This window comes from Candidatus Cardinium hertigii (genome assembly GCF_003788695.1).
The window spans coordinates 115,801-139,099 of record NZ_RARA01000027.1 but is presented as its reverse complement, the minus strand read 5'-3'; the positions used below and the strand labels follow the sequence as shown (position 1 = coordinate 139,099).

The 23,299-nt window shown below is 36.4% G+C and carries 20 protein-coding genes and 1 pseudogene; 3 read left to right on the top strand and 18 right to left on the bottom strand.

Annotated features, from left to right (window positions below; genetic code table 11):
• Nucleotides 1–98: 98 nt before the first annotated feature.
• From EDM02_RS05140 to EDM02_RS05130, 4 genes and pseudogenes are all read right to left on the bottom strand, one after another.
• A complete protein-coding gene (locus EDM02_RS05140) occupies nt 99–1,118 on the bottom strand; it encodes a hypothetical protein (RefSeq protein WP_123663630.1) in 1,020 nt (339 codons plus the stop codon).
• Nucleotides 1,119–1,428: 310 nt separating this feature from the next.
• Entirely contained in the window at nt 1,429–2,061 is a 633-nt protein-coding gene (locus EDM02_RS05720) for a hypothetical protein (protein ID WP_184891157.1), read from the bottom strand.
• A gap of 98 nt (nt 2,062–2,159) precedes the next feature.
• Nucleotides 2,160–3,163 (bottom strand): annotated as a pseudogene (locus EDM02_RS05135) (transposase).
• A gap of 165 nt (nt 3,164–3,328) precedes the next feature.
• On the bottom strand, nt 3,329–4,378 hold the full coding sequence (locus tag EDM02_RS05130) for an Rpn family recombination-promoting nuclease/putative transposase (RefSeq protein WP_123663628.1): 1,050 nt from the start codon (nt 4,376–4,378) through the stop codon (nt 3,329–3,331).
• 606 nt (nt 4,379–4,984) lie between these two features.
• Between EDM02_RS05130 and EDM02_RS05125 the strand changes: the two genes are divergently transcribed.
• Nucleotides 4,985–6,550 (top strand): hypothetical protein, encoded by a 1,566-nt coding sequence (locus tag EDM02_RS05125; protein ID WP_148053571.1) that lies wholly within the window; start codon nt 4,985–4,987, stop codon nt 6,548–6,550.
• A 798-nt stretch (nt 6,551–7,348) separates the two neighbouring features.
• Here EDM02_RS05125 and EDM02_RS05840 read toward each other — a convergent pair.
• The 6 genes from EDM02_RS05840 to EDM02_RS05105 all read right to left on the bottom strand — a co-directional run bounded on the left by EDM02_RS05840 (nt 7,349) and on the right by EDM02_RS05105 (nt 12,932).
• Complete coding sequence (locus tag EDM02_RS05840; RefSeq protein WP_221179616.1) at nt 7,349–7,747, bottom strand: RpnC/YadD family protein; 399 nt, start codon at nt 7,745–7,747, stop codon at nt 7,349–7,351.
• Nucleotides 7,748–7,764: 17 nt separating this feature from the next.
• A complete protein-coding gene (locus tag EDM02_RS05835) occupies nt 7,765–8,130 on the bottom strand; it encodes an Rpn family recombination-promoting nuclease/putative transposase (RefSeq protein WP_221179615.1) in 366 nt (121 codons plus the stop codon).
• A 576-nt stretch (nt 8,131–8,706) separates the two neighbouring features.
• Nucleotides 8,707–10,011 carry a UDP-N-acetylglucosamine 1-carboxyvinyltransferase gene (gene murA / locus EDM02_RS05115; protein ID WP_123662130.1) on the bottom strand — a complete coding sequence of 435 codons (1,305 nt, stop codon included), beginning with the start codon at nt 10,009–10,011 and terminating at the stop codon, nt 8,707–8,709.
• Nucleotides 10,012–10,066: 55 nt separating this feature from the next.
• Nucleotides 10,067–10,213: a hypothetical protein gene (locus EDM02_RS05715; protein WP_184891156.1), complete on the bottom strand. Its 147-nt coding sequence runs from the start codon at nt 10,211–10,213 to the stop codon at nt 10,067–10,069.
• Between the two features lie 10 nt (nt 10,214–10,223).
• Nucleotides 10,224–10,643 carry a DUF4290 domain-containing protein gene (locus EDM02_RS05110; protein ID WP_123663624.1) on the bottom strand — a complete coding sequence of 140 codons (420 nt, stop codon included), beginning with the start codon at nt 10,641–10,643 and terminating at the stop codon, nt 10,224–10,226.
• A gap of 33 nt (nt 10,644–10,676) precedes the next feature.
• A complete protein-coding gene (locus EDM02_RS05105; RefSeq protein ID WP_123663622.1) occupies nt 10,677–12,932 on the bottom strand; it encodes an ATP-dependent helicase in 2,256 nt (751 codons plus the stop codon).
• A gap of 392 nt (nt 12,933–13,324) precedes the next feature.
• Between EDM02_RS05105 and EDM02_RS05100 the strand changes: the two genes are divergently transcribed.
• Nucleotides 13,325–14,635 carry an esterase/lipase family protein gene (locus tag EDM02_RS05100; RefSeq protein ID WP_123663620.1) on the top strand — a complete coding sequence of 437 codons (1,311 nt, stop codon included), beginning with the start codon at nt 13,325–13,327 and terminating at the stop codon, nt 14,633–14,635.
• A gap of 121 nt (nt 14,636–14,756) precedes the next feature.
• Complete coding sequence (locus EDM02_RS05095; RefSeq protein ID WP_123662126.1) at nt 14,757–16,190, top strand: CCA tRNA nucleotidyltransferase; 1,434 nt, start codon at nt 14,757–14,759, stop codon at nt 16,188–16,190.
• A gap of 34 nt (nt 16,191–16,224) precedes the next feature.
• Here the strand turns inward: EDM02_RS05095 and EDM02_RS05090 are convergent, their stop codons facing one another.
• The 8 genes from EDM02_RS05090 to cysS all read right to left on the bottom strand — a co-directional run bounded on the left by EDM02_RS05090 (nt 16,225) and on the right by cysS (nt 23,263).
• Nucleotides 16,225–16,935, bottom strand: coding sequence for a glycoside hydrolase family 25 protein (locus EDM02_RS05090; protein ID WP_123663617.1), 711 nt, complete (start codon nt 16,933–16,935; stop codon nt 16,225–16,227).
• Nucleotides 16,936–17,376: 441 nt separating this feature from the next.
• Nucleotides 17,377–17,760, bottom strand: a complete 384-nt coding sequence (locus tag EDM02_RS05085; RefSeq protein WP_123663615.1) for a hypothetical protein — start codon at nt 17,758–17,760, stop codon at nt 17,377–17,379.
• A 57-nt stretch (nt 17,761–17,817) separates the two neighbouring features.
• Complete coding sequence (locus tag EDM02_RS05080) at nt 17,818–18,456, bottom strand: hypothetical protein (RefSeq protein WP_123663613.1); 639 nt, start codon at nt 18,454–18,456, stop codon at nt 17,818–17,820.
• Nucleotides 18,457–19,046: 590 nt separating this feature from the next.
• Entirely contained in the window at nt 19,047–19,778 is a 732-nt protein-coding gene (locus EDM02_RS05075; RefSeq protein WP_123663611.1) for a hypothetical protein, read from the bottom strand.
• Entirely contained in the window at nt 19,775–20,167 is a 393-nt protein-coding gene (locus EDM02_RS05070; protein WP_123663609.1) for an ExbD/TolR family protein, read from the bottom strand. Before EDM02_RS05070 ends, EDM02_RS05075 begins: the two co-directional genes overlap by 4 nt.
• Before the next feature lie 56 nt (nt 20,168–20,223).
• Nucleotides 20,224–20,841: a MotA/TolQ/ExbB proton channel family protein gene (locus EDM02_RS05065; RefSeq protein ID WP_184891155.1), complete on the bottom strand. Its 618-nt coding sequence runs from the start codon at nt 20,839–20,841 to the stop codon at nt 20,224–20,226.
• A 69-nt stretch (nt 20,842–20,910) separates the two neighbouring features.
• Nucleotides 20,911–21,600 (bottom strand): SPOR domain-containing protein, encoded by a 690-nt coding sequence (locus EDM02_RS05060; protein WP_123663604.1) that lies wholly within the window; start codon nt 21,598–21,600, stop codon nt 20,911–20,913.
• 175 nt (nt 21,601–21,775) lie between these two features.
• On the bottom strand, nt 21,776–23,263 hold the full coding sequence (gene cysS / locus EDM02_RS05055; protein ID WP_123663602.1) for a cysteine--tRNA ligase: 1,488 nt from the start codon (nt 23,261–23,263) through the stop codon (nt 21,776–21,778).
• Between the last annotated feature and the right edge of the window lie 36 nt (nt 23,264–23,299).

The following is a 23,299-nucleotide window of genomic DNA, read 5'->3' as shown; positions in this document are numbered from 1 at the left end:
TACGCATAGGTCACATGACTGAAGGGGCACCTATTTTTAATTGGTACGAATACGGATACGCATAGGTCACACCACTGAATGGATAGATACATCAGGTGTTAGAAATCAAACAGAGGCCGTTGCAAATCGAACTCCTCTCGATACAGCTCCTGCTGGATATCCTTCCGCTTTAGCCACTTCTTCAGCAACTCCCTATTATTCGTTATTCTTCTATTGAACTCCTCATCAGCGTAATTGTCGTTCCACTTACTAGGATTAAAGGAATCATACAGCTCCCTCTCCACAAACCGCCACGCACCCATCTCATTATCCACGAGGTCATCCCAGACCCCTACGGAGGGCGAAAACGTGGGATTTTTATATATATAATACAGGACATTGTACATTTCCTGGGATTCAATCTCTAGCCTTTTCAGTAGGTCCAACCCTTGTTCGATTCTTTCTCCACTCCTACTGCTGCTGTTTGGTGTGCTTGTTCTGTAGAAAAATCCCTCTTGTTCAATATAATCTACATTAAAATCCATTTTGCCTATTTCATTTTCTTCTCCGATCACACTACTGCTGCTGTTTGGTCTAAAAGATCTGTCAAAAGGGTTTGCGTGCTGGTTTCCTCCTCCTGCACCTCCTCCCGCACCTTCTCCGAGAATTTCCTCTTGATAAGAAAACGAGAGAAATCCGGGTGAGGCTCTTCCGAAAGAGATTCTTTCTTCTAGTTCTTCTGGCTGTTGTTGCTGTGTTACTACTACGTTACTGCTGCTGTGTTGCTGCTGGTTTCCTCCATCTATTCCTCCTCCTATTTCTACTGTCTGTTGTCCTGTTTGCGTCTGCTGTCCTCCTCCTGGTACTGCTCCTGTTGCTGATCCACTTCCTCCACCTCCTCCTATCGCTGACCCACCTCCTCCTGAAGCTGATCCACTTCCTCCTGAAGCAGGACTTATAATCATTGCGTCATTACTGTCTTTCTTTTCATCCTTATTATCTTTCTTTTCAGATTGACCCTTTGCAATATGATTATTCCTGCTATTGCCGATTTTACTACCTCCACAGTTACTTGCTAATAGCAGTAGAGAAAGAAACCATAACGGTGCAACTTCTTTTTTTAGATTTTTATTTTGCATTTTATATTTTTATTCTGCATATAGATATGGTGTGTTTAAATTAATAACTATTACATATACACTAATAACTATTACATATACACATAGTGCAGCTTTTCCTATTATTTATAGCTTATAGCACAGGTTTTCCTATTGAACTCTTTAACCGTTACAACTGCCAACAAGATATCAAGATACACTTAACTTGCAGATTGAATTGAACTTTTCAAATTTAGTTTTATTTTCAATAAAATACAACCTGCTTAAGCTGAAATAGCCCAATTTCCTAAAAAAAATGTAAGTAAAGAGAGCGGCTGTCTGTGGCGCAGCCTTACACCTCTCTCTCCTCCCGCAGCAGTTCCAGCTGAATCTCTTCCTGCTGCTGTAACCACTCCCACAGGACCAGTCTATCTTTTCGCATGGCCTTCCAGCTCTCCGGGCTACCCTGCCACCACTGCTGGGGCTCCTCCTGCAACGGTCCCTCCTTACGTAGCCGCTCCTGTAAGAAGCACCACGCCTGCAGGTTATTCTGCTGCAGCCCCTCCCACAAGGTTTTCCAGTACTCCTGGCAATGCTCCTGTAGCCAATTCAGGAGCCTCCACGCCTGCGGGCATTCCTTTTTTAGCCTCTCCAGCAGATTACTCTGCCTTGCCTCTCTTTCTTCTATGCTCCTTTCTTCTTTTTCTTTTACTACTGCTTCTGGCTGCTGGTTGATGCTCCTGTCTGTTGTTGCTGCATCTCCTCCTGTCGCTGCTGCTACTGTTCCTCCTGTTGCTGTTGCTGCCTCTTCTTCTGCCGCAAGATGTATAATCATTGCGTCCTTATTACCTTTCTTTCCAGATTGACCCTTTGTAATATTATTATTGCTTCTATTACCGATTTTGCTACCTCCACAATTACTTGCTAATAGCAGTGCAGAAAGAAACCATAATGAAATAGTTTTTAAAAAAATGGATAAAATCATTATATATTAAATATTTATTTAGCCATTTGCTATAATCTATAAAATAGGGCTGCCACGCAAGTGAACGGACAATGGCGTCAACTTAAGGGAATTCATGATTAGCACACCCTCCTAAAGACATGATGGCGTTTAGGTTTATCCACCTTGTCACGACTATATAATCGCCCGGGTCGGATTTTTACTTTAGCTCGTATGCACACTCTATCAAAGAGTTTCTGAAAGCTTTTAGTTGAGCACTTCCCAATCAGCACTTGATGCATTTTTTGACGCATCACACCAAACAAAACTGAAAAATTCAAACGATACTCATTTATTTGCTCTGGTTTCCAGGGACCTTGAGCATCACACATATNTAACACGCTTCTATATGCCACCTCAAAGCATAAACTTTACTAATGCCTTCCAGGGTAAATTGTGCTCTGTCAAAAAGTGAAGTAACCAAAACTTCTCTTTTGCCATTGGATAACATAAACGCTACGACTCTTACTTTCTGGCTGATAGTTTTATCCTTATTTTCTAGAACTAGATCAAAATCTGATTCGCCCGATGCAACCCGCTCCCATAGCTTAGTATAATTTTTTCCTTGTACACGAAAAATAAAATCTGTTTGACATTCATAATGTTGTTTGATAAACTTTACTGAAGTATAACCACGATCATAGATACATAATAATTTATCTTGTTTTAATGCACGCATTTGCTGAACAATTTCAGGGAGTTGTTCTTCTGCTAATGTGCGTTCTCCTATATTCCAAGGTACAAGCCGAGCATTACAAATCAGAGATGTAGATAAATCAACAAATAGTGAAACCCTGGCTAAAGGGGGCACAATGCCGTTTGTGCCATTTGGTTTAAAAAGACCAAACTCCGATATGATTTCGGGTGAAACAGGTAAACGAAGGGAAGAACCATCTGCTGCAATAAGTCNTATGCCTAAACTTCGCTTAACTAGCTTTAAAATAGTGGAAAATACTATTGGAAAAGTAAGTTTCCTTCTGGGCGTGAACATATGGCCGCCTTTGGAATGGATAGTCTGAAATATTGCTGAATACAATTTATCTTTAATTTCCGAAATAAAATTTTCCCCTAAAAACTCTTGCATAAAAAAATGTATCATACACTTTTTTATGAAATAATAAAAAAAGAATTTATTCGCTAAATAAGAAGCAATGTAGCAAATGTAAAAAAAATATCCTATTCTACTTGGTTATCAATAATAGTTAAACCTTAAGTTGACGCCATTGAGTGAACGGATACGAATGAGTAGCTATAAAGGCTGTTTAAGCGTACGAATAAAAGAGATATCAAGTCCAGTAATGTGCGCAATAAGGGTAGCATCCATATTATTAGCTAACATCTTTTTTGCTATTTCAAAATTTCTTTTAGTTTTACCCTTTTCCATACCTTCCTCCATACCTTTCTCTATACCTTTCTCCATACCTTGTTCCATACCTTTCTCCATACCTTGTTCCATACCTTTCTTCATACCTTTCTCTATACCTTTCTCCATACCTTGTTCCATACCTTGTATGATCCCTTGTTGCATCCCTTCATCAATATATTTTTGCGCAATGGTTCGCATAATCGTAACGGTTTCTTCTTTAGATAAATGACTGGCGATAATTCGTTCTAATTCTTGTTGTTGCGCTTCTGGTAACTTCGCATCAGTATACCATAACAACGTCTTTATACAAAGATAATTTTTTTCTTTATCTACTAAAACGGCATATGGGCATTTTGACAAAAGTTCTGCCCATACTTTTAATAAATCCCGTTTATGAATGTATTTGAGCATATATTCAAACATACCCAACTGTTTTTTCTTTAGGATCTCATCCTCTGGCATGCTTTGTAAATCAATCAGCTCATAATCTTCTGTCATGAGTTTTTTAGCGTGTTCAGGATGACTAAACAATTGCCATAAATTTCTGGGTGCATTATATGTTTTAGCGCCATGATAGATTAAAAGAGGACAAATTAAGGGTAAACCATCTTTGCTTTGCTTATGTCGTTCGCATAATAAAAGTATGTACTTCCATAATCGCAAGGCTATCCAATGGTCTGGTGTAGCTTGCGCCTCAATCAATACATAAACAAAAGCCGTATCGTGGTTTTTGGTTTGTACAGAAAATACAAGATCACTCAATTTTCTCCTTAAATCCTCTTCTACAAAAGATTCTTTTTCTATAGTAATTTTTGTTAAATCTACTATAGCTTTAAAATCAGCTGGCAAATAGTATTCTAAAAACTCCTGCGCAGCTACTGGGTTGGTTAAAATTTTTTTGATTAACGCATCATGTTTTAGTCTACTGGTCATAGCGGCTTACTATATTGAAGCATAATAGTGTAGGAATATATAAATTTGGTTGCTAATAAAAAATAAAAGATAAAAAGTAGTTGCTGATGTTTTTCTAGTGTGTATCTGTTCACATTTGTTACAACATAACACTGTTAACAAAGAGTAAAAATTATGACTTACCTAAACAGACAAGTTAACAAAATTGCAGCCAAATAACCATGGATAATTCTATCACCATATTCTACTACAAATAGCTGTTCGCCTAAAATAATTAATAACACTTTAATAAAATTCCTATAATCAGATCTATTATATCATTTCTATTTAAAACAGTTATACCATGGTGCAATGCCAAGCTACTATGTGGCCGAACTTGTGCTTTATAACCTGAGACCGTTGCAATTTTTATATTGTAACGGCCTCTATTTGGATAAAAATTAGGATTTTTAGGGTTTATGTTTTAAACTTGTTGTGCCCTAAAGCAGGGCAATGCTTACATAAAGACATGTAGGCAAATGTATAGCTTACTTATCCAACAATTTTACACGTAAAAAACATATGTTCCGGTTAATATTTATATTTAGTCTAATATTTATGATTAGTTGTCAAAAACATAATCACCATATGGATTCGTTAAAGGATACGCCTACTAGTACTAGTGCCCTATCCAATCCAGATACTGAACCAGATAATAAACCAAATAATAAAAATGAAATAGAGGAAATCATAAAAGATTTTAAACAGCTTAGCTTAACAGATTGTAAAAATTTATTTAACCAAATAGGAAGTTTTACTTTAGAAGATCGTAATAATTTAGAAGAAATGTATAAGGAGATACAACTATCCGGTTATCTGCTGCAGCATCTTAACGATGGAGGTTTGTTAAATCCAGGAAACTTTAGGAAAGTAGTAAATTTAATGGAGGGTTTTCCTAATGAGCGTTATGATCGTTATACTTTTAGCTTAATATTTGCAAGAATTTGTCAAGCTGGTCTTCTTACACAACAAAATTTGGATCAATTAGTGGATACTATAAGTTATGTATCTCAACAAAATAATTTAGAAGGTTTATTGGCAGCTGCACTGGCTTTTAAGAAGCTTTATGCAAAAAAACTTTTAACCCACGACAATTTTAATAAAGCTATCAGTTATAAGACAGTTTTCTCTGATTTAATGAATCTATTAAATCAACTTGATGCTATTAACTATCTAAATCAGGAATTGTTAACATCGTTATTAGCAGATGAAAAGAGCTGGGATTTTCTATGCATTACGGAGCAAAGATACTACTATAAATTGGCTAGGGTTGTTGAGAATTTTCATGTTAAAAATCCAGATCTATTGGCAACACCTCAGGTTAATGGAAGGGAGGGATTGTTTTTTTGTAAGGACTTAGTGGTAGGTCTATTTCCTATACTAGGAAAATCAGCAATAGTAAATGTACTTACGTTGGATAGTTTAGAGCTGTTAATAAAGCATGCGCGTTGGTTGGATAACGGTGGTCGTGCATATGACATATACAAACAGTGGGCTGATTCAGCATTAAAAGAACTGGAAGTAGCACTGAATTTGGATCTGCTTACAGCATATACGTTCCCATTACTAATGAAATTTACCATGCGAAGTTTTACAAGCGGTAGTCTATCTTCAAGAAGTAACTTTTTGAAGCAGCTAAAAGATCAAAACCTTCTTACACAGGATAATTTTCAGTTGTTACTAACTCCTAAAAGGACATCCTTTTTTGCAACTAAATATCGTTTAGAGAGCATGGAACTACTGTTCGAAGCAGGTTTGCTTACACAAAATAACTTGCAGGTATTACTATCCCATAAAGAAGCAGAGGAGGTGAAGATCACTTTACAAGTACTTACTGAGCTAGATTTACTGACGCAGGGTATGTTTCAAGTAATAATGGAATCAAAACTAGGAGAGGTAATTCAAAACCCTCAAGTCGAAATGTTGCAGTTAAATTTAAATGTATTAGATTTAAATGATGCAATGGAGCAATCTTCAAAAGTCCTTTTTAAGGATATTATTACCCAGCTAAATACCGCCAACTTATTTACAGCTGCCAACTTTAAGCTTCTTTTCGCTTCTAAGCTTAGTATGAGGGCAATAATAAATGGTATACAAGAATTAAAAAGTGCGAACATGTTTACGGAAAATCATCTGCAATCGCTACTAAAATAATCTGTTTATTCTTGTTTTACAGATATATTACGTGTACTATACAGATCCAATCTATTGACATAGGCTAACTTTAAGAGGTTATTGACTTGCAGTAAGGGGAGGGATAGAGAATGGAAACGCCTAGAGTATCCGTTCAGTGGTGTGGCCTATGCGTATTTTTTCACGTTCGTATTTAGAAATAGCGCAATAATGCAAGTTTATAAAAAATGCGCCTTGAACAAAGCTGTGACTAGAAAAGTTCAGTCTGAAAGGTAGTAGAAAATCAGCCTGTTTGAGCCTGCTCTTCGTCTTTGAAAAGCTAGCTGCGTTCCGTTTCGGAATTCAGCGTACTTGGGGTCCCCATGATGTATGTACATACATCATGGGGCGAACTCACATAGTGCGTACTATGCTGCGTGCGCTTCACCCTCACGCGCCTTGCCAGCTTCCCAAATCCATTGAGTAACCGTAGAGGGTGAGTTCTGATTTTTAGCTTTTAGGCTGGAATTTTCAACAGTTTTGTTCACCAGCGCTTGATTTTTTTTGGCTACTCGTATCTTTTTTGATCAAGCAAAAAAAGTAGTTTTGAAAGAAGTAGTTTTTAACAAAATGGATAAAATCATCAATTATTAAATAAATATTAGCCATTTGCTGTAATCTATAATATCGCTGCCACGCAGGTGAACGGACAATGGCGTCAACTTAAGGTTTAGATGTTATTGATAACCAAGTATAATAGGAGGGTAGGCTAATCATGAATTGCCTTAAGTTGACGCCATTGGGTGAACGGATACAATTTTTTTTGCTATTGCAACGGTCTCACTGCTTAAGTGTACGAATAAAAGAGATATCAAGCCCAGTAATATGCGCAATAAGGGTAGCATCCATATTATTAGCTAACATCTTTTTTGCTATTTCAAGATTTCTTTTAGTTTTACCCTTTTCCATACCTTCCTCTATACCTTTCTCTATACCTTTCTCTATACCTTTCTCCATACCTTGTATGATTCCTTGTTGCATCCCTTCATCAATATATTTTTGTGCAATGGTTCGCATAATCGTAACGGTTTCTTCTTTAGATAAATGACTAGCAATGATCCGTTCTAATTCTTGTTGTTGCCCTTCTGGTAACTTCGTATCAGTATACCATAACAACGTCTTTATACAAAGATAATTTTTTTCTTTATCTACTAAAACGGCATATGGGCATTTTGACAAAAGTTCTGCCCATACTTTTAATNNNNGATTAAAAGAGGACAGATTAAGGGTAAACCATCTTTTTTTTGCTTATGCCGTTCGCATAATAAAAGTATGTACTTCCATAATCGCAAAGCTATCCAATGGTCTGGTGTAGCTTGCGCCTCAATTAATACATAAACAAATGCAGTATCCTGATTTTTGGTTTGCACAGAAAATACAAGATCACTTAATTTTCTCCTTAGATCCTCTTCTACAAAAGATTCTTTTTCTATAGTAATTTTTGTTAAATCTACTATAGCTTTAAAATCAGCTGGTAAATAGTATTCTAAAAACTCCTGTGCAGCTACTGGGTTGGTTAAAATTTTTTTGATTAACGCATCATGTTTTAGGTTACTGGTCATAGCGGCTTACTATATTGAAGCATGATAGTGTCGGAATATATAAATTTGGTTGCTGCTACTAAAATATAAAAAGTAATTGCTGATGTTTTTCTAGTGTGTATCTGTTCACATTTGTTACAACATAACACTGTTAACAAAGAGTAAAAATTATGACTTACTTAAACAGATAAGTTAACAAAATTGCAGCCAAATAACCATGGACAATTCTATCACCATATTCTACTACAAATAGCTGTTCGCCTAAATTAATTAATAACACTTTAATAAAATTCCTATAATCAGATCTATTATATCAGCTCTATTTAAAACAGTTATACCATGGTGCAATGCCAAGCTACTATGTGGCCGAACTTGTGCTTTATAACCTGAAGCTGTTGCAAATTTTCTATTGTAACGGCCTCTATTTGGATAAAAATTAGGATTTTTAGGGTTTATGTTTTAAACTTGTTGTGCCCTAAAGCAGGGCAATGCTTACATAAAGACATGTAATTCGCAGTAAACTTTTAGGAGATGGTATGCTTAGGGTCATATATAAGCTAGTAGGGTAACCCGCAGCATGAACTAGCTGTGCTATTATTAGGCTCTTTCAATGGATGCGCCTAAGGCGTTTAGGCGTTGATCGATCTGTTCATATCCTCTATCAATTTGATGAATATTTGCAATGGTGCTGGTTCCCTCTGCCGCTAGCGCCGCAATTAACAAGGTTATACCCGCTCGGATATCATTAGAACTCATACGGGTACCGCGTAGCCTATAGGCATTCCCTAAACCTACAACGTGTACCCTATGGGGATCACATAGTATCAAACGTGCGCCCATTTCAATTAAATGGTCCACAAAAAAGAGTCTGCTTTCAAACATTTTCTGATGGATTAAAATATGGCCATGTGCATGCACAGCGGTGATAATAGCAATACTGATTAAATCAGCAGGAATACCTGGCCAAACAGCATCAGATAGACTTAACAAATTTCCATCTATTTCTTTTTGTATATGATAAGATGGTTGAAATGGAATATGTAATGAATTATCATCTTCTTCTAGCCTAATCCCTAACTTTCTAAAACAACTCCAGACAGGGGTAAACAGGTTAATAGGAACATCTGTAATGGTTAGCGTTGATTTGGTGGCTGCAGCCAACCCGATAAAACTGCCAATTTCTAGCATATCTGGCAAAATGGTGTGCACGGTACCACTCAGATGTGCTACGCCCTCTATGGTTAATATATTTGAACCAATGCCTGTAATGGTAGCGCCCATAGCTACCAACATATGGCAAAGTTGCTGTACATGCGGTTCACACGCTGCAGGATAAATAATAGTTTTACCTTTGGCCATGCTGGCAGCCATCACTATATTAGCTGTCCCGGTTACAGATGGCTCTGGCATAAGTATATATGATCCTGATAATGTGGTGCATTTTGCTTTCCATGCCTCCTCATCGACATTATAACAAAAAGTGACACCTAACCGCTCTAGCCCTTCAAAGTGTGCATGTACCCCCCTACGGCCAATCCTATCTCCGCCAGGTTTAGGTACCGAAACCGATTTAAAACGAACCAAAAGGGGAGCTAATAACATGATCGATCCCCTAACTTTAGCATATTCCTGCCGAAATATTTCTGTAAGGGTAACATCTGTGTGAAGATGGGCGGCACAAAATTGATAACTTCCCTTACCCAATGGGACAATTTGAACACCCAGCAGCGTGAGTAATTGCATTACACTGTGTACATCTGTAATATCAGGTATATTGTTTATGGTAACAATTGCCTCTGTTAATAAGGTGGCACACATTACCTGCAATGCTTCATTTTTTGAACCCTTTGGCTTTATAGTACCAGATAATGGACGGCCTCCATGTACGATAAACTTATGCATTTACTGCTTAATTTTTATTTTTGTACGATCAACGTGCTATACGTTGCGTAACGTTTTATTTTGTAGAAGTAGTACAAATGGATTTTGATGGATATCTAGCTTTAGATCGCTGGCCATTATTTGCGCCATCATCTGGTAGGGTGCGAATTACTTCTAGATCCAATACCGTATCATTTGGAAGCATTCGTTTGATATCCTCCATAATTCTTTCATTACTTATATNGCATAAGTTTTCCAGCTGCTATAAGCATTTGCTCTTGTTCTTTGGGAGAAGATAGGGTACTAATTTTTTTTATAAGTAATTCCATATGCCGCCCATAATATTTGTATTTGATCTGCTCCATAGGTAGCCTATGCATATAGTGCTGCTGGCTATTTATGCTCTTAACAGGCTTAGGAATAGGGCTGTCAATATCCAATTGATAATTCGATAGTATAAAAAGATCATCCCAGCGTTTTTGGAGCAATTCAGCGTTAGGATTAACGATTTCCATTAACTTTACCATAATATGGGCTTTTTGGGTACGAACATTTTTGTCATCAATATTCTCAAGCTGTTCCATAATTTTCTGTATATTTCTGCCATACTCCTTAAGTATCAAAGGTGATCGAGCTGTATTATAATCGTACATATGGTATCGTAATAAATAGTTTGCACATAGCTTTTATACTGTTTTAAGTATCTCCAGTTTTGCATAGTTTAATAAAAGTGTCTTTTCTCCAAAGTTATGAAAAAGAATGACCGCTTTACGCCCGCCTGTAGATTCTACCAGCTGAACCACTTTCCCTTCACCAAAATGGGCATGGTTCACTTCATTTCCGATTTGTAAGATCGTCAAATCACTGGAAACTGTATGCTTAGATGATAAAGAGGAGTAAAGCTGTGTCGGTATTTTCCCCGAAGGGGTTTCAACTGTATGGGTTGTCTTTTTAGCCATAGTCGTAGGAATAAATTTAGCAGTAAATAAGTTGGATTTGGATTGGAGACTCATTTCTTTTAAAAAACGACTTGGCTGGGTGTGCGTTGATTTGCCAAATCGATATCTGCTTAAAGCATAGGATAGGGTTAGTTTTAGTTGTGCACGGGTAACGGCCACATAGAAAAGACGTCGTTCCTCTTCTAAGTCTGCTTTACTTCCTATCATCATAGCAGAAGGAAAAAGATCTTCTTCCATGCCTACCAGGTATATGTATTTAAATTCTAGTCCTTTAGAAGCGTGAATGGTCATGAGTGTAATCGTATCCTGATCTGTATTTTCTTTATATTCATTGGTAATTAAAGCTATTTCTTGTAGAAAACTGCCTAGGCTAGGATCATTATTTTCGGCATTATCTACAAATTGTTTAATGCTATTCAACAGTTCTTGCATATGCCCATAGCGGGTTAATCCTTCTACCGTTTTATCCTCATAAAGTGCCTTTAAGAGGCCGGATTCTTTTGCAACGTAGTCGGCTATGGTATAAGCATTTTCTCCTTCCTTTTCTAATTTGAGAGAAATCGTACAAATGAATGTTACAAAATGCGAGATAGCCACTGCAGTAAGCCTGCTAAAAGAGTTGCTTAGATTACGCAATAGGGTCCAAAGCGTAAGATTCTTTTCGGATAAGGCCGTAAATATTTTATGTATGGTAGTAGGCCCAATACCACGTTTAGGGAAATTAATAATTCTTTTAAAAGCTTCTGCATCATTATGATTCACTACAAAACGCAAATAGGCTAAAAGGTCTTTTACCTCTTTTCGCTGATAAAAAGAAAGTCCCCCTACGATACGGTAGGGAATATTTTTTTTACGCAATGCCTCTTCAAAATTTCTAGATTGATTATTAGTACGATATAAAATAGCAAAATCCCGATACAACAACTGGTTCTTTATTTTTTGCTCTATAAGCGTATCTGCTATCAATTGACTTTCTTCTATATCAGATATGCACCTTAGGACTTCAATGGGTTCCCCCAGGCTGTTGGCTGTCCAAACCTTTTTCTTTAGTTGGGCGTCGTTGTAGCTAATAATGCTATTGGCTGCATCAACAATATGTTGGGTAGAACGATAATTTTGCTCTAATTTTGTTACTTGGTGATGAGGATAGTCACTAGCAAAATGTAAAATATTTTGGATATCTGCACCTCTAAATGCATAGATACTTTGTGCATCATCTCCTACTACACAGATATTGTGGTGGTGGGCTGCTAATTTTTTGGCAATACTATATTGAACCAAGTTGGTATCTTGAAATTCATCAATAAATAGATAACGAAATTGCTGCTGATATTTTGCGCTTAATTCAGGATTGGTATATAACAATGTATGGGTTTGTAAGAGCAAATCATCAAAATCCATGGCACCAGCTTGTAAGCAATAGTTTGTATATCTCATAAAAATCTCACTGAATCTAGGCATACGCATACGAGTATCTTCAGCTTGGTAGGTGGCATCTGAACCATATGCCTGTGGTGTAATAAGTCTATTTTTAGCATGGGACATACGGCCCAATATAACATTTGGTTTATATACTTGCTCATCGAGGGCTAACTCTTTGATAATTTGTTTGATCAAAGATTTGCTGTCGTCCGAATCGTAAATACTAAAATGGGAAGGATAACCTAAACTACCCGCTTCACGACGCAATAGCTTAACAAAAACACTATGAAAGGTTCCTAGCCATATGGCTTTGGCTTTGCTACCCATTATGGCCTCTATACGGTGACGCATTTCAGCAGCCGCTTTATTTGTAAACGTTAAAGCAAGAATCTGATGCGGCTCTGCTTTTTTTGTTTTAAGCACGTGGACTATTCTAGAGGTTAATACCTTGGTTTTACCTGAACCAGCAGCTGCAATAACCATGAATGGACCTTCTGTATCCATTACAGCTATTTTTTGCATTTCATTCAGGTCTGCAAGATAACTTTCAGTTATATGCATAACAGTTGGCTGTTCTGATTCTGATTCTGATTCTGATTGTATATGCCATGATTGGTTTTTAATATTCTTATTTAGTAATAGAAAATATTACGCATTTTACAAGTATACTTGGCACCATACAGAACCATTTTTTAAACTGATGCTACATAAGCAGCTTGTAATAGTACTTAATTCTTTCCATGCTGGGAAGGATCACAAAAAAGCAATTTAGTAAATAATTAAATTAAATAGCAAAGCAAAAAAGTATTGGTAAAACAAAATGAAAAATAGTATATTAATTAAATATGAGTAGAGTAAAGTTTTAAGGAATAAGCTAATGTATTAACTGATGTTGCGCATAGCAGAGGTTTTTTCTGCATAATAAAATTTTTACAAATGTATAACAGATTGGCATGCGGTATAGCATAGGTTCTCGTACTTTACTATTTATTTACAAATATAGCTTTATTTTTGCTTTCTTTATAAGCGTAGGTTGTCGCGGTCTTCGTTCTTGTAAAAATCCTATCATGGAACGATCCTTACAGCGACCTCCACAGCGACCCCGACAGCGACTCCTACAACGACCCTTACCAAAAGAAAAAAATAAACAGAGGGAGGGGTATAAGCGAAAAATAAATTCGTTAAACGATTTCGAGTCATTTCGGGAAAAAAATACGAAAATAATACAAACCGCTAAAGTAAAAGAGGATACGCAAGCAATTGTATTGTTACATGGATTAAGTAGGATTTCCTATGATTTTGAGACGATGAAAGCAGTTTTGCGACAAAAATTTCCACATGCTACCATAGTAGCACTAAAAAGTGTCAATAAAGATCTTAATAAAAAGGGTAATGTTTGGTACTCACCTCCCAGTGTAATGCTATCGATAAAAAAACAAGCGGAACTAGCTTATGAAGAAATTAAAACACTAATTGGCCGTGACAAGCATGTAGTTCTAGTAGGTCATAGCCAAGGGGGATTACGTGCTTTTACCCTTATTAAAGAATATGGAGCTGTGTTAAAAAGAGAAGTTGGCATTACTATCGACCAATTGATAACTATAGGTACGCCCTGGAAAGGAGCGCCAGTAATGGACCATTTCAAAAATCCTAAGTGGGTTACAGAAAAATTAGATCAGGAAAAAAATATCTTAGAGAAAATACAGAAAGGCTACCGCCGGGATTTATTCAAACATATTTTTAAAAATTATGCTGGGATAGCAGAAAAAATGCCTAGCTTAGCCAAATATTTATATAATCATACCAACGGGTTCAAAAGGCGCAAAAAACACATGAGTGGTGCTGATGATTTAAGCCCAAGTAGCGATTTTATAAGGTATGTTGCCTCAGGTATTAAAGAACTTGGCGTTCCTGTTACAGCCATTGCGGGCGTTTTGAATTTCTCTGAATTTTTTCCATTGTCCTCCTCTGTTACAGCAGAGGACCTACTAAAACTTAATCATACTTATGCAGAACTTATTGGAGGTACTGAACATGATATGTTATTACCTGTTGATACACAACTGGCAGAAGGGTTAGATAAAAAAGATTTTGAATGTATAAAAATATATGAATCCTGTCATGGTAATAAGGTAGGTATTCCAGTAAAAAAGGATATCCCCGAATGCAATAATGAGCAAGTTATACAAAAAGTAGTAGCATGTATAGAAAAAACTTTTTACTCAACAACAGAAATAGAAAAAGATATAACAGAAAGGGAGTAGAATCTGAATCTGATAGATACTGGTGTAAAATTTGTATAAAGTTCTCTGAGTTGGTAAGAACCAAGTATGGCCTTCTGTATGGTGTCAAATAAGATGCGTAACATCAGTTAAAAATAGAAAATTGGAACATATAAAAAATAATTATCCTGTAATTCAAATAGATAAAATAGATCATTCTAAAATTTTGCGTAATATTGGGGCAGTGTCCGATGCGCTTCAATTAGAGACCTATGTAGTAGGAGGGTTTGTACGTGATCTATTTTTAAAACGTACTTGCAAAGATATTGATATTGTTTGCGTAGGGGATGGCATGCTGCTTGCGCAAGCTGTAGCAACCCATTTAGATAAAGGATTATCCGTCACCTTATTTAAAAATTTTGGTACGGCTATGTTACAGTGGAACGGATGGATTATTGAATTTGTAGGTACCAGGAAAGAATCCTATGCATCTTCTTCTCGTAATCCAACTGTATCAAATGGTACGCTTGCTGATGACCAAATGCGTCGAGATTTTACCATTAATACAATGGCTATCTGTTTAAATAAGGAACATTACGGGTTATTATTAGATCCATTTAATGGCCAACATGATTTAGCGGATGCGCTTATTAGAACGCCTTGTGCTCCTGAGCAAACTTTTTCTGATGATCCATTACGTATAATACGTGCTATACGATTTGCTACACAGTTAAATTTTAGGATAGCAGTAGAAACATGGACTGCGTTAACTACGGTTCGTAACCGGTTAACAATTGTTTCTCAGGAACGAATTGCTGAAGAGTTGCATAAGATTATAGCTGCTAATAAGCCTTCTTATGGTTTTCAACTTTTGTTTGAAACCAAAATATTGGCGATAATATTGCCAGAGCTAGAAAAGCTATCAGGCAAAGAACAATGTGGTGTGCATACACATAAAGATAATTTATTGCATACGTTTGAAGTTTTAGATAATGTTGCTCAAAATTCGTCTAAATTATGGCTCCGTTGGGCAGCTGTTTTTCATGATATTGCAAAACCATTAACCAAAAAATTTGATCCTATCCATGGTTTTTCTTTTCATGGTCACGAGGATTTAGGTGCCAAAATGCTTCCTAGAATATTTAGGAGGTTGCGTTTTCCTATCAGCAAAGAAGTATTGGGCTATGTACAAAAACTGGTTAGATTACATTTGCGGCCCATAGCATTGGCTAAAGCGGTTACTGATACGGCTATACGGCGACTTTTATATGAAGCTCAAGGTGATTTAGAGGATCTTTTTCTGTTATGTAGAGCTGATATTACTTCTAAAAATACAGCAAGGGTAGAGCAATATTTGGCTAATTTCGATAAAGTAGAAAAAAAGGTACTGGACGTAGAAGCACGCGATAAAATTAGAAATTTTCAACCCGTTATTACGGGCCAGGTCATTATGCAAGCATTTGCTCTTAAGCCCTCCCCAGCAGTGGGTTCTATTAAGGAGGCTATTAAAGAGGCTATATTAGAAGGTAAAATTAAGAATGAATATAAAGAGGCCTTTCAGTATATGTTAAGCATTGGCAAAGATTACCTATCTTAATGCCTCCATTGAACGCATTATAGCTGGATGAGCATTAAGGAGTAAATCCTGTTGCATTATCTATTTCTGAATAAACAGGAGATTCCCCAAGAAAAGCTCTATCTTTCACTATATCCAGATCTACATTTCCAGTGATTCCTGGGATTTGCCCTTTATTAGAAAACTGCCAAATTTTCCAACCCACATTTATCCATGTTTCCGGCACTAAGGGAGCCTGTACCCTCCAATGTGCTATCCATAGAAGATACTGAGAAAAATCATACTTTCTCCAGTTAACATCATTGGTCCAATAGTTAGGAGAAGCATAAATACCTAAATGCTCATACGAGGTATTTTGTAAAATTTTTAGGAGCTCGTAAGTACCATCTGCCATTTGATCAGGAGTTGCTTCCTCATTAAATTTTTTTTCAACATCAATCACTAAAACATCTGTATACGGATTAAAGCTAATTTTGCTTAATCTCTCTATAAGATTTTCCGCCTGCTCTTGTGCGGTATAGTTTGCTCTAAAATAATGATATGCACCAGGCCTAATTCCTACTGCTTTTGCACCCTCCCAATTAGCTACAAATCTTTCATCTTTTACTATCCCAGATGTGGCCCTGATCATAGCATACTCAATATTTGCTTTTTGAACCTCCACCCAATTAATATCTCCCTGATACTTAGAGACATCAATTGCATTTGCCTTAAGAGAGAAACCTGTTTCCAATTTCACATTAGAAACACTTTGGTTGTGCTTCATAAATTCTTACTCTAAAAGTTAAAAGACATTTTGTGAAATATTGCTAATACCTATTATCTAATGACGAATTAGCAGAGCATTTAATAAAATTAAATAAAGATATTATAACTGATTTAGAAAAATATATATTTATATATATGTTAAAAATAAAAAAGTAGCTAAAAAAAATCAAGCGCTGGTGAATAAGGCGCATTTTCTATAATCTTGCATTATTATACTATTTCTAATTGGTACGCATACGCATACGCATACGCATACGCATACGCATACGCATACGCATACACCCCTTCATTAAATGGATACCAAATTTTCTAATCACAGCTTTGTTCAAGGCGCGTTTTTTTATAATCTTGCATTATTGTGCTATTTTTAATTGGTACGAACACGAATACGCAATAGGTCACACCACTGAACGGATACATAAATCCTTTGCATTACTAACTACTTTTTCTTGTTCTTTTTCTTGCCCTTTCCTTCTTTCTCATCCTCTTCCTCATTCTCATCATCCTCTTCTTCTTTTGTATATGCTTTCGTTTTAGGTTTTTGCTTGATAGGTTCGTCGAGTTGGGCTTTGCTTTCTTCAATCTCTATAGAAGGAGATGGTGCAGGTGGCGCAGATGGCTCAACGGGCTTAGATTCAGTTGAATGGGCTACAGGAACATGCTCCAAATGTTTAGCGTTTTCTTCTGATTTTTCATCGATTTTATCGGGTATGGCCGTAATAGCTTTTGGATTGCTTGATGGGTTATGACCTCCAGAACACTGCTGTGCTGTAGTCCTTTGTACAAGCATTAATAATATAAGTTTTTGTGTAGATGTGGACATACATTTAGATGGGTTAAGGTTTAAATAATGAAATGATAGACCGTACAGTAATTGGTTTTATTTGTTTTTTGTATTCTTATGATTTTTAAACCACCTACGAGGGTTAAACAAACTTGCTTTATTTTTATTTTCTTTTGAAGGTATTGCCTGGGCTTGGCCATCAGGAGCATTGTTTTTTTCTTCGTTTCTCCTTTCGCTTTTTCCTTCATTTTTATTTTCGTTTTCTCTTCCCTCCTTTTCTATTTTATTATATATCTCGTTTTTAGTCTCATGGATATTAGTATTACCATTTATTGGCTCACCAAATACCAGTTGGCTATCTGTTACAGCTTGAGCTTCTTTCTTATCTTGCGTAATGTTTGGTACCTGAATTTCGTGCACGATAGCTGTTTGCAATACTGTTTCTTTTTTTTTATCTTTAAGCTCTGAAGACGATTTAAACTCCGAAGAGGAGGATAAAACGGGGCCTGCAGCAGCATGGTGCTGATCTTTTTTATTTTTATTTTCAGTATGCGTTAAGAGCTTATGCTCTGCTTCTGATTTTTCGTCATTTTTATTGAGTGGTCCGTCATTTTTATTGAGTGGTCCGCTTTTAATTACCGTTGGATTGCTTACTTTTGATTTATTGCAACCCCTCTCTGCGGTTAACGCAGCTATAAGCAATAAAAAAGCTGATCTTTGTATAGGTTTTAACATAAATTTAGGTCGGTTAAATTTAACATAATGAAATAATGGTAGTGTAATGGGCTGTTATGGGTTCATATTTAGTAGCTATAATTTTATTTTATTTTATTTTTAATTTTATTTGTCATGTGTATCAGGACTTGACCTAGGCTAAGTAAAATTTCCTAATTATTTAATTTAAATGGATAATAACGGAAATACTGTAAAGTCTATCTTAACTGACCTATATAAAATACATGTCATGGTTATGAACCACTTACATATAAGCCATTATAATTAGCCATTAGCTGTTGATGCTTACAAATATATATATGTATTATATTTATATATTTGCTTATATATCTGCTTGGAAAGAGAAGTATATGTCATATGTTTTTTTGTTTTTATTTATTAGGTGTTATCTCCTTTCCTAGCCTCGTGGTTGCATGCACTTAAATAAGCGGCTAGGAATTACTACTATTACGCTAAACTTTTTGTTGCTTTTAAGTTTATCATTTTCAGCTCTTTACGCCCCACATAATTAATGGTAATAAAAAAAATATATTATTGCAATAGTTTTTAAATTTTTAGGGGTTAACAGCAAAGAAAGGCGTCTGATTGCACTATTTTGACACCAATATAAAGCTTACTTTTCCTGTAGATACGCTAGAATAAGATTGTATTTCAGAGGTTTTATTAAAAGTAAGTCCCCGAAGTGCATCTGAGTAAATCTTTTCTACTATAGGACTAACTGTTTTCTCAATAGTTTGAATAGAAATAATTTCTCCATTTTCATCTACCTTAATTTCAAAAACTATTTTGCCACATTCTTCTGTATGATCCTTTGGATCGGGAACTGTATCCCACTCCCATCCAGTTAATTCAAGGGTAGCACCTGTTTGCTTAACATTACCTTTACCTATGTTATACAGTCCCCGTTTATCTATTTTGGACACTTCATTTTTCTGTACCTGTACAGATTTTTGGGTTGCTTTTTTTCCAGATGAAATGGTTTGTGCATGCTTTTGTTGCCGTGGAGAGAACTGTTTTTTTTGGGTATTGTCTACTATTGTAGACGGCTTATTAGGTTTTGCCTCTTGTATAGTAGATGCTTGCACTGGTTCCTTGTCTTGAAATGCATTTTGCGTCTGATGTGTTTTTTCTACTGAATCAATAGTTTCAGGAACTGTATATGTTTTTGCTGGTTTTATAGCAATGGTATAGGATGGTCCGTTAGATGTGTCCGAAGCTGAGCCAAACTGTATGTAATACATTAGCCCTATAAAAAATAGATGTATACCTGTTGAGGCGGCTATGCCTTTTCTGGTTGTAGAGCATAGCCAAATATCTTTCATGATTTCTGCTCTGTCGCTATGGAAACGGCAGCTCCTAATGTATTGGCTATATCAGCTATCTTAACCATTTGAGCAATAGAAAGCTGATTATCCATATTTAATACAACAATTTTACTAGACGTTTTGGCTAATTTATCCTGTAGCACCATTGGTAATTGGTCAAAGGTAACCCGTTGTTTCTCTACATAGTACTGCAACTTGTCTGTAACGGTTACATTGATTTGCCCTGATGTTGTTTTTTCGTTTGTGCTTAATGGCAAATCAACAGGAATAGCTTTAGGGCTATTATTTGCTGTAATAAGCATAAAAATCAACAGCAAAAATATAATATCGGTCATAGAAGCCATACTAAAAGAGGCATCTATTTTATTTTGTGTGCTAATTTTCATATTGCTATTTATTTTAAAATAAAATAATAAGGCATTACCATAATAAGGTATGGTAACTATCTGAGGTTAGCTAAAAAAAGATTAGCTAGGCATGTCAACTTTTTTGCAGTGTTATTAACCTGTGCAATACAATAATTATACCCTAGATAAGCGGTAATACCGACCATCAGACCTGCCACGGTTGTAACCATCGCTTCATAAATTCCACTCGAAAAAATCTGAGCGGAAACATGATTTTTTTCCTGGGCAATAGCCATAAATGTTTGAATCATACCCGTTACCGTACCCAAAAAGCCAATCATAGGAGCCGCCCCAGAGATCGTAGCTAAAAAAGAAAGATTCTTTTCCAAGAATGATATCATCTTATTTGATTCACTTTCTAAAATCAGTTCGACGCCTTTAGCAGAGACCTGTCGTTGCTGTAGCCCTTTGCTGATCACTTTTTGTATAACATTTTCTTGTGGAAGACATAGCTGATAAATGCGTTCTATATTGCCATTGTTTAATTGTTCTTCTAGCTCCTTTAAAAAATTATCAGAAAAACGTAAATATTTATGATAACGTAACAACCGTTCGACTATTATATAAACGCCTATTAACGATAGTAAAGCAAGTGGGAACATTAACCATCCACCTTTTAGTAGTAGGCTTAATAGTGTTTGCGAGTTATGCATAGTGATAAAATAAAAAATAGTAAAAAGGTGCATAAAAACAGAACCTGCTTATACGCTAAATATAGGAGATTAATATTTCAAAATAAAGCTATTTTTGTATTCTGTTTTGAATTGCTTTAGTCGTTCATCCGCTTCATATTGGGTTTTGCTATGTGCTATGGTAACACGATAGTATTTTTCTCCTTTTCTAGGTAGAATAAGACAAACGCCCATATTTTTTTTCATTAGCTGTTGAACAGCTTTCATGGCCGATCGTTTGTCTAAATGGCTCATGACCACCAGGTGGTATATCCCTTGCGGTTCACGTAACTCTTGATAGGTTCCTGGTTTAACCAATGTCTTAGGATTTTTGCTTCCTTTGTCTAATTGATTTGCCACAGCTCCAATATTCTCTTTTGTTTGAGCATTTTTTTTATTTTCAAATGATCCTTTGCCACTAAGCGCTTCATTTACTTCTACATTAACATTTGTACCAACTTCTATTTCCTTAGTTTCTTCCGCGGTAAAGGAAGAGGATGTATGCTTTTGTGTTTTTTGGTCAACTATAGGATCGTCATCTGCTGTTATAGGAGGAACAAATGTAATATGGGGTTGATTCGAAATTTCAAAGAATATGTGATAAAATATTTTTACTGTCGCAACAAGGGTCATTAGCATTACCGGTATGATAATGGGCCAGATAGATCTTTTTTTAGATACGCATTGGAAATCTGGCTTTGGTAACCCAAACTTACTATTATTGGGAGATTCTGTATTCATAAGCAAAAGATTTTAGATACATTGGCTGGTGCTGCGTTTTAGGGTATCCATGTATAGCCCCCCCTTTTTCATTATGCTGCTATTAATATAGCAGCGATACCAATATAATACATTTCTAGGGAAACTAATATATAGCGCAATAAGGTCATGGATTAAGCCAAATGTGTGGGAAAGATTACTGGTATTCCCAACTTACTTCATTTCGATGATCCTTTATAGCAATGCCCATTTTATGTAGTGTGGACCGAATAAAATCAACTTGATGATACCGTTTTGCTTCTTTAGCCTGTTGATAAAGGGTTAGTAATATTTCTAGCATGGCTGCAGTAGAAGATTGATTATCCTCTTTTAGTCCCAATATGTCCCTAATAAAAGTAGTATACGTAATGCGTAATTGGTTGAATGCATCTGTTGAGATTGCCATATGACTAAGTTGCCCATTGTGCAACCCATTGATTTTTTTTAGCAAACTGAATAGGCTCCCTAAAGTTTTTGCGGTATTAAAGTCATCGTTCATAGCACTATAGCAAGCTGTGCACTCAGCATAAATTTCCGCATCTAACTTACCGCTTTGGGTGGATGCTGGTATTGATGCATGAGGGAGCGTTTGCAGTAGGTGCAAACCATTCATTACTTTTCGATATCCTTGATGCGCTGCCTGCAAGGCAGCGGTTGAAACAGAAAGGATGCTTCTGTAATGGGCTTGCAACATACAGAAACGCAAAGCCATCGGGCTATAGGACCGATCTAAGGAAGCGTGATGTCCTGTAAAAAGTTCATCCAATGTAATGGCATTACCCAAGGATTTACCCATTTTAACTCCATCAATTGTAACCAAGTTATTGTGCATCCAATAGGTGGCCAAATCAGTTTGGGATGCAGCTTGTGATTGTGCTATTTCGCATTCATGGTGCGGAAAGCGTAAATCCATTCCGCCGCCGTGGATATCAAACTGGTTGCCTAAATATTTCGTGGCAATGGCAGCGCATTCAATATGCCATCCAGGAAAACCTACCCCCCAAGGAGAAGGCCAACGCATAATATGTGCTGGGGTTGCTTTTTTCCATAAAGCAAAGTCTACTGATGCCCTTTTTTCTGCTTGTTGTGCCAATGGACGAGTACCTGGGCGCATAGCCTTTACGGTTCGTCCAGAAAGTTTTCCATAGGTATGCATTTGATTGTATTTGGCTACATCGAAATAAACTGATCCCTCTATTATGTAGGCCAATCCATGCTGGATAATCGTTTCGATCATGGCAATTTGTTCTGGGATATGCCCGCTTGCACAAGGCTCAATGCTAGGTGGCAATACATTAAGCTGTTCCATATTTTTTCGATAACTATTGGTGTATCGCTGGGCTATCTCCATAGGACTTACCGCTTCTATCTTTGCTTGTTGTTGTATTTTATCATTGCCCTCATCCAAATCTCTTTCAAGATGGCCTACGTCGGTAATATTGCGTACATAGCGCACTTTATAATTCAGCTGTTGTAGATAGCGCAATATCAGGTCAAAAGTAATGGCTGCACGTGCATGACCTAAATGCGCTTTTCCATAAACAGTGGGGCCGCACAGATATATGCCCACAAAAGGAGGAATAAGTGGTTTAAACACTTCTTTTTGTCTAGTTAAGCTATTGTAGATCAATAATGGTGGTTGCATCTTGTACAGTTGAAAAAAATTTTAGACTTTTGTTAA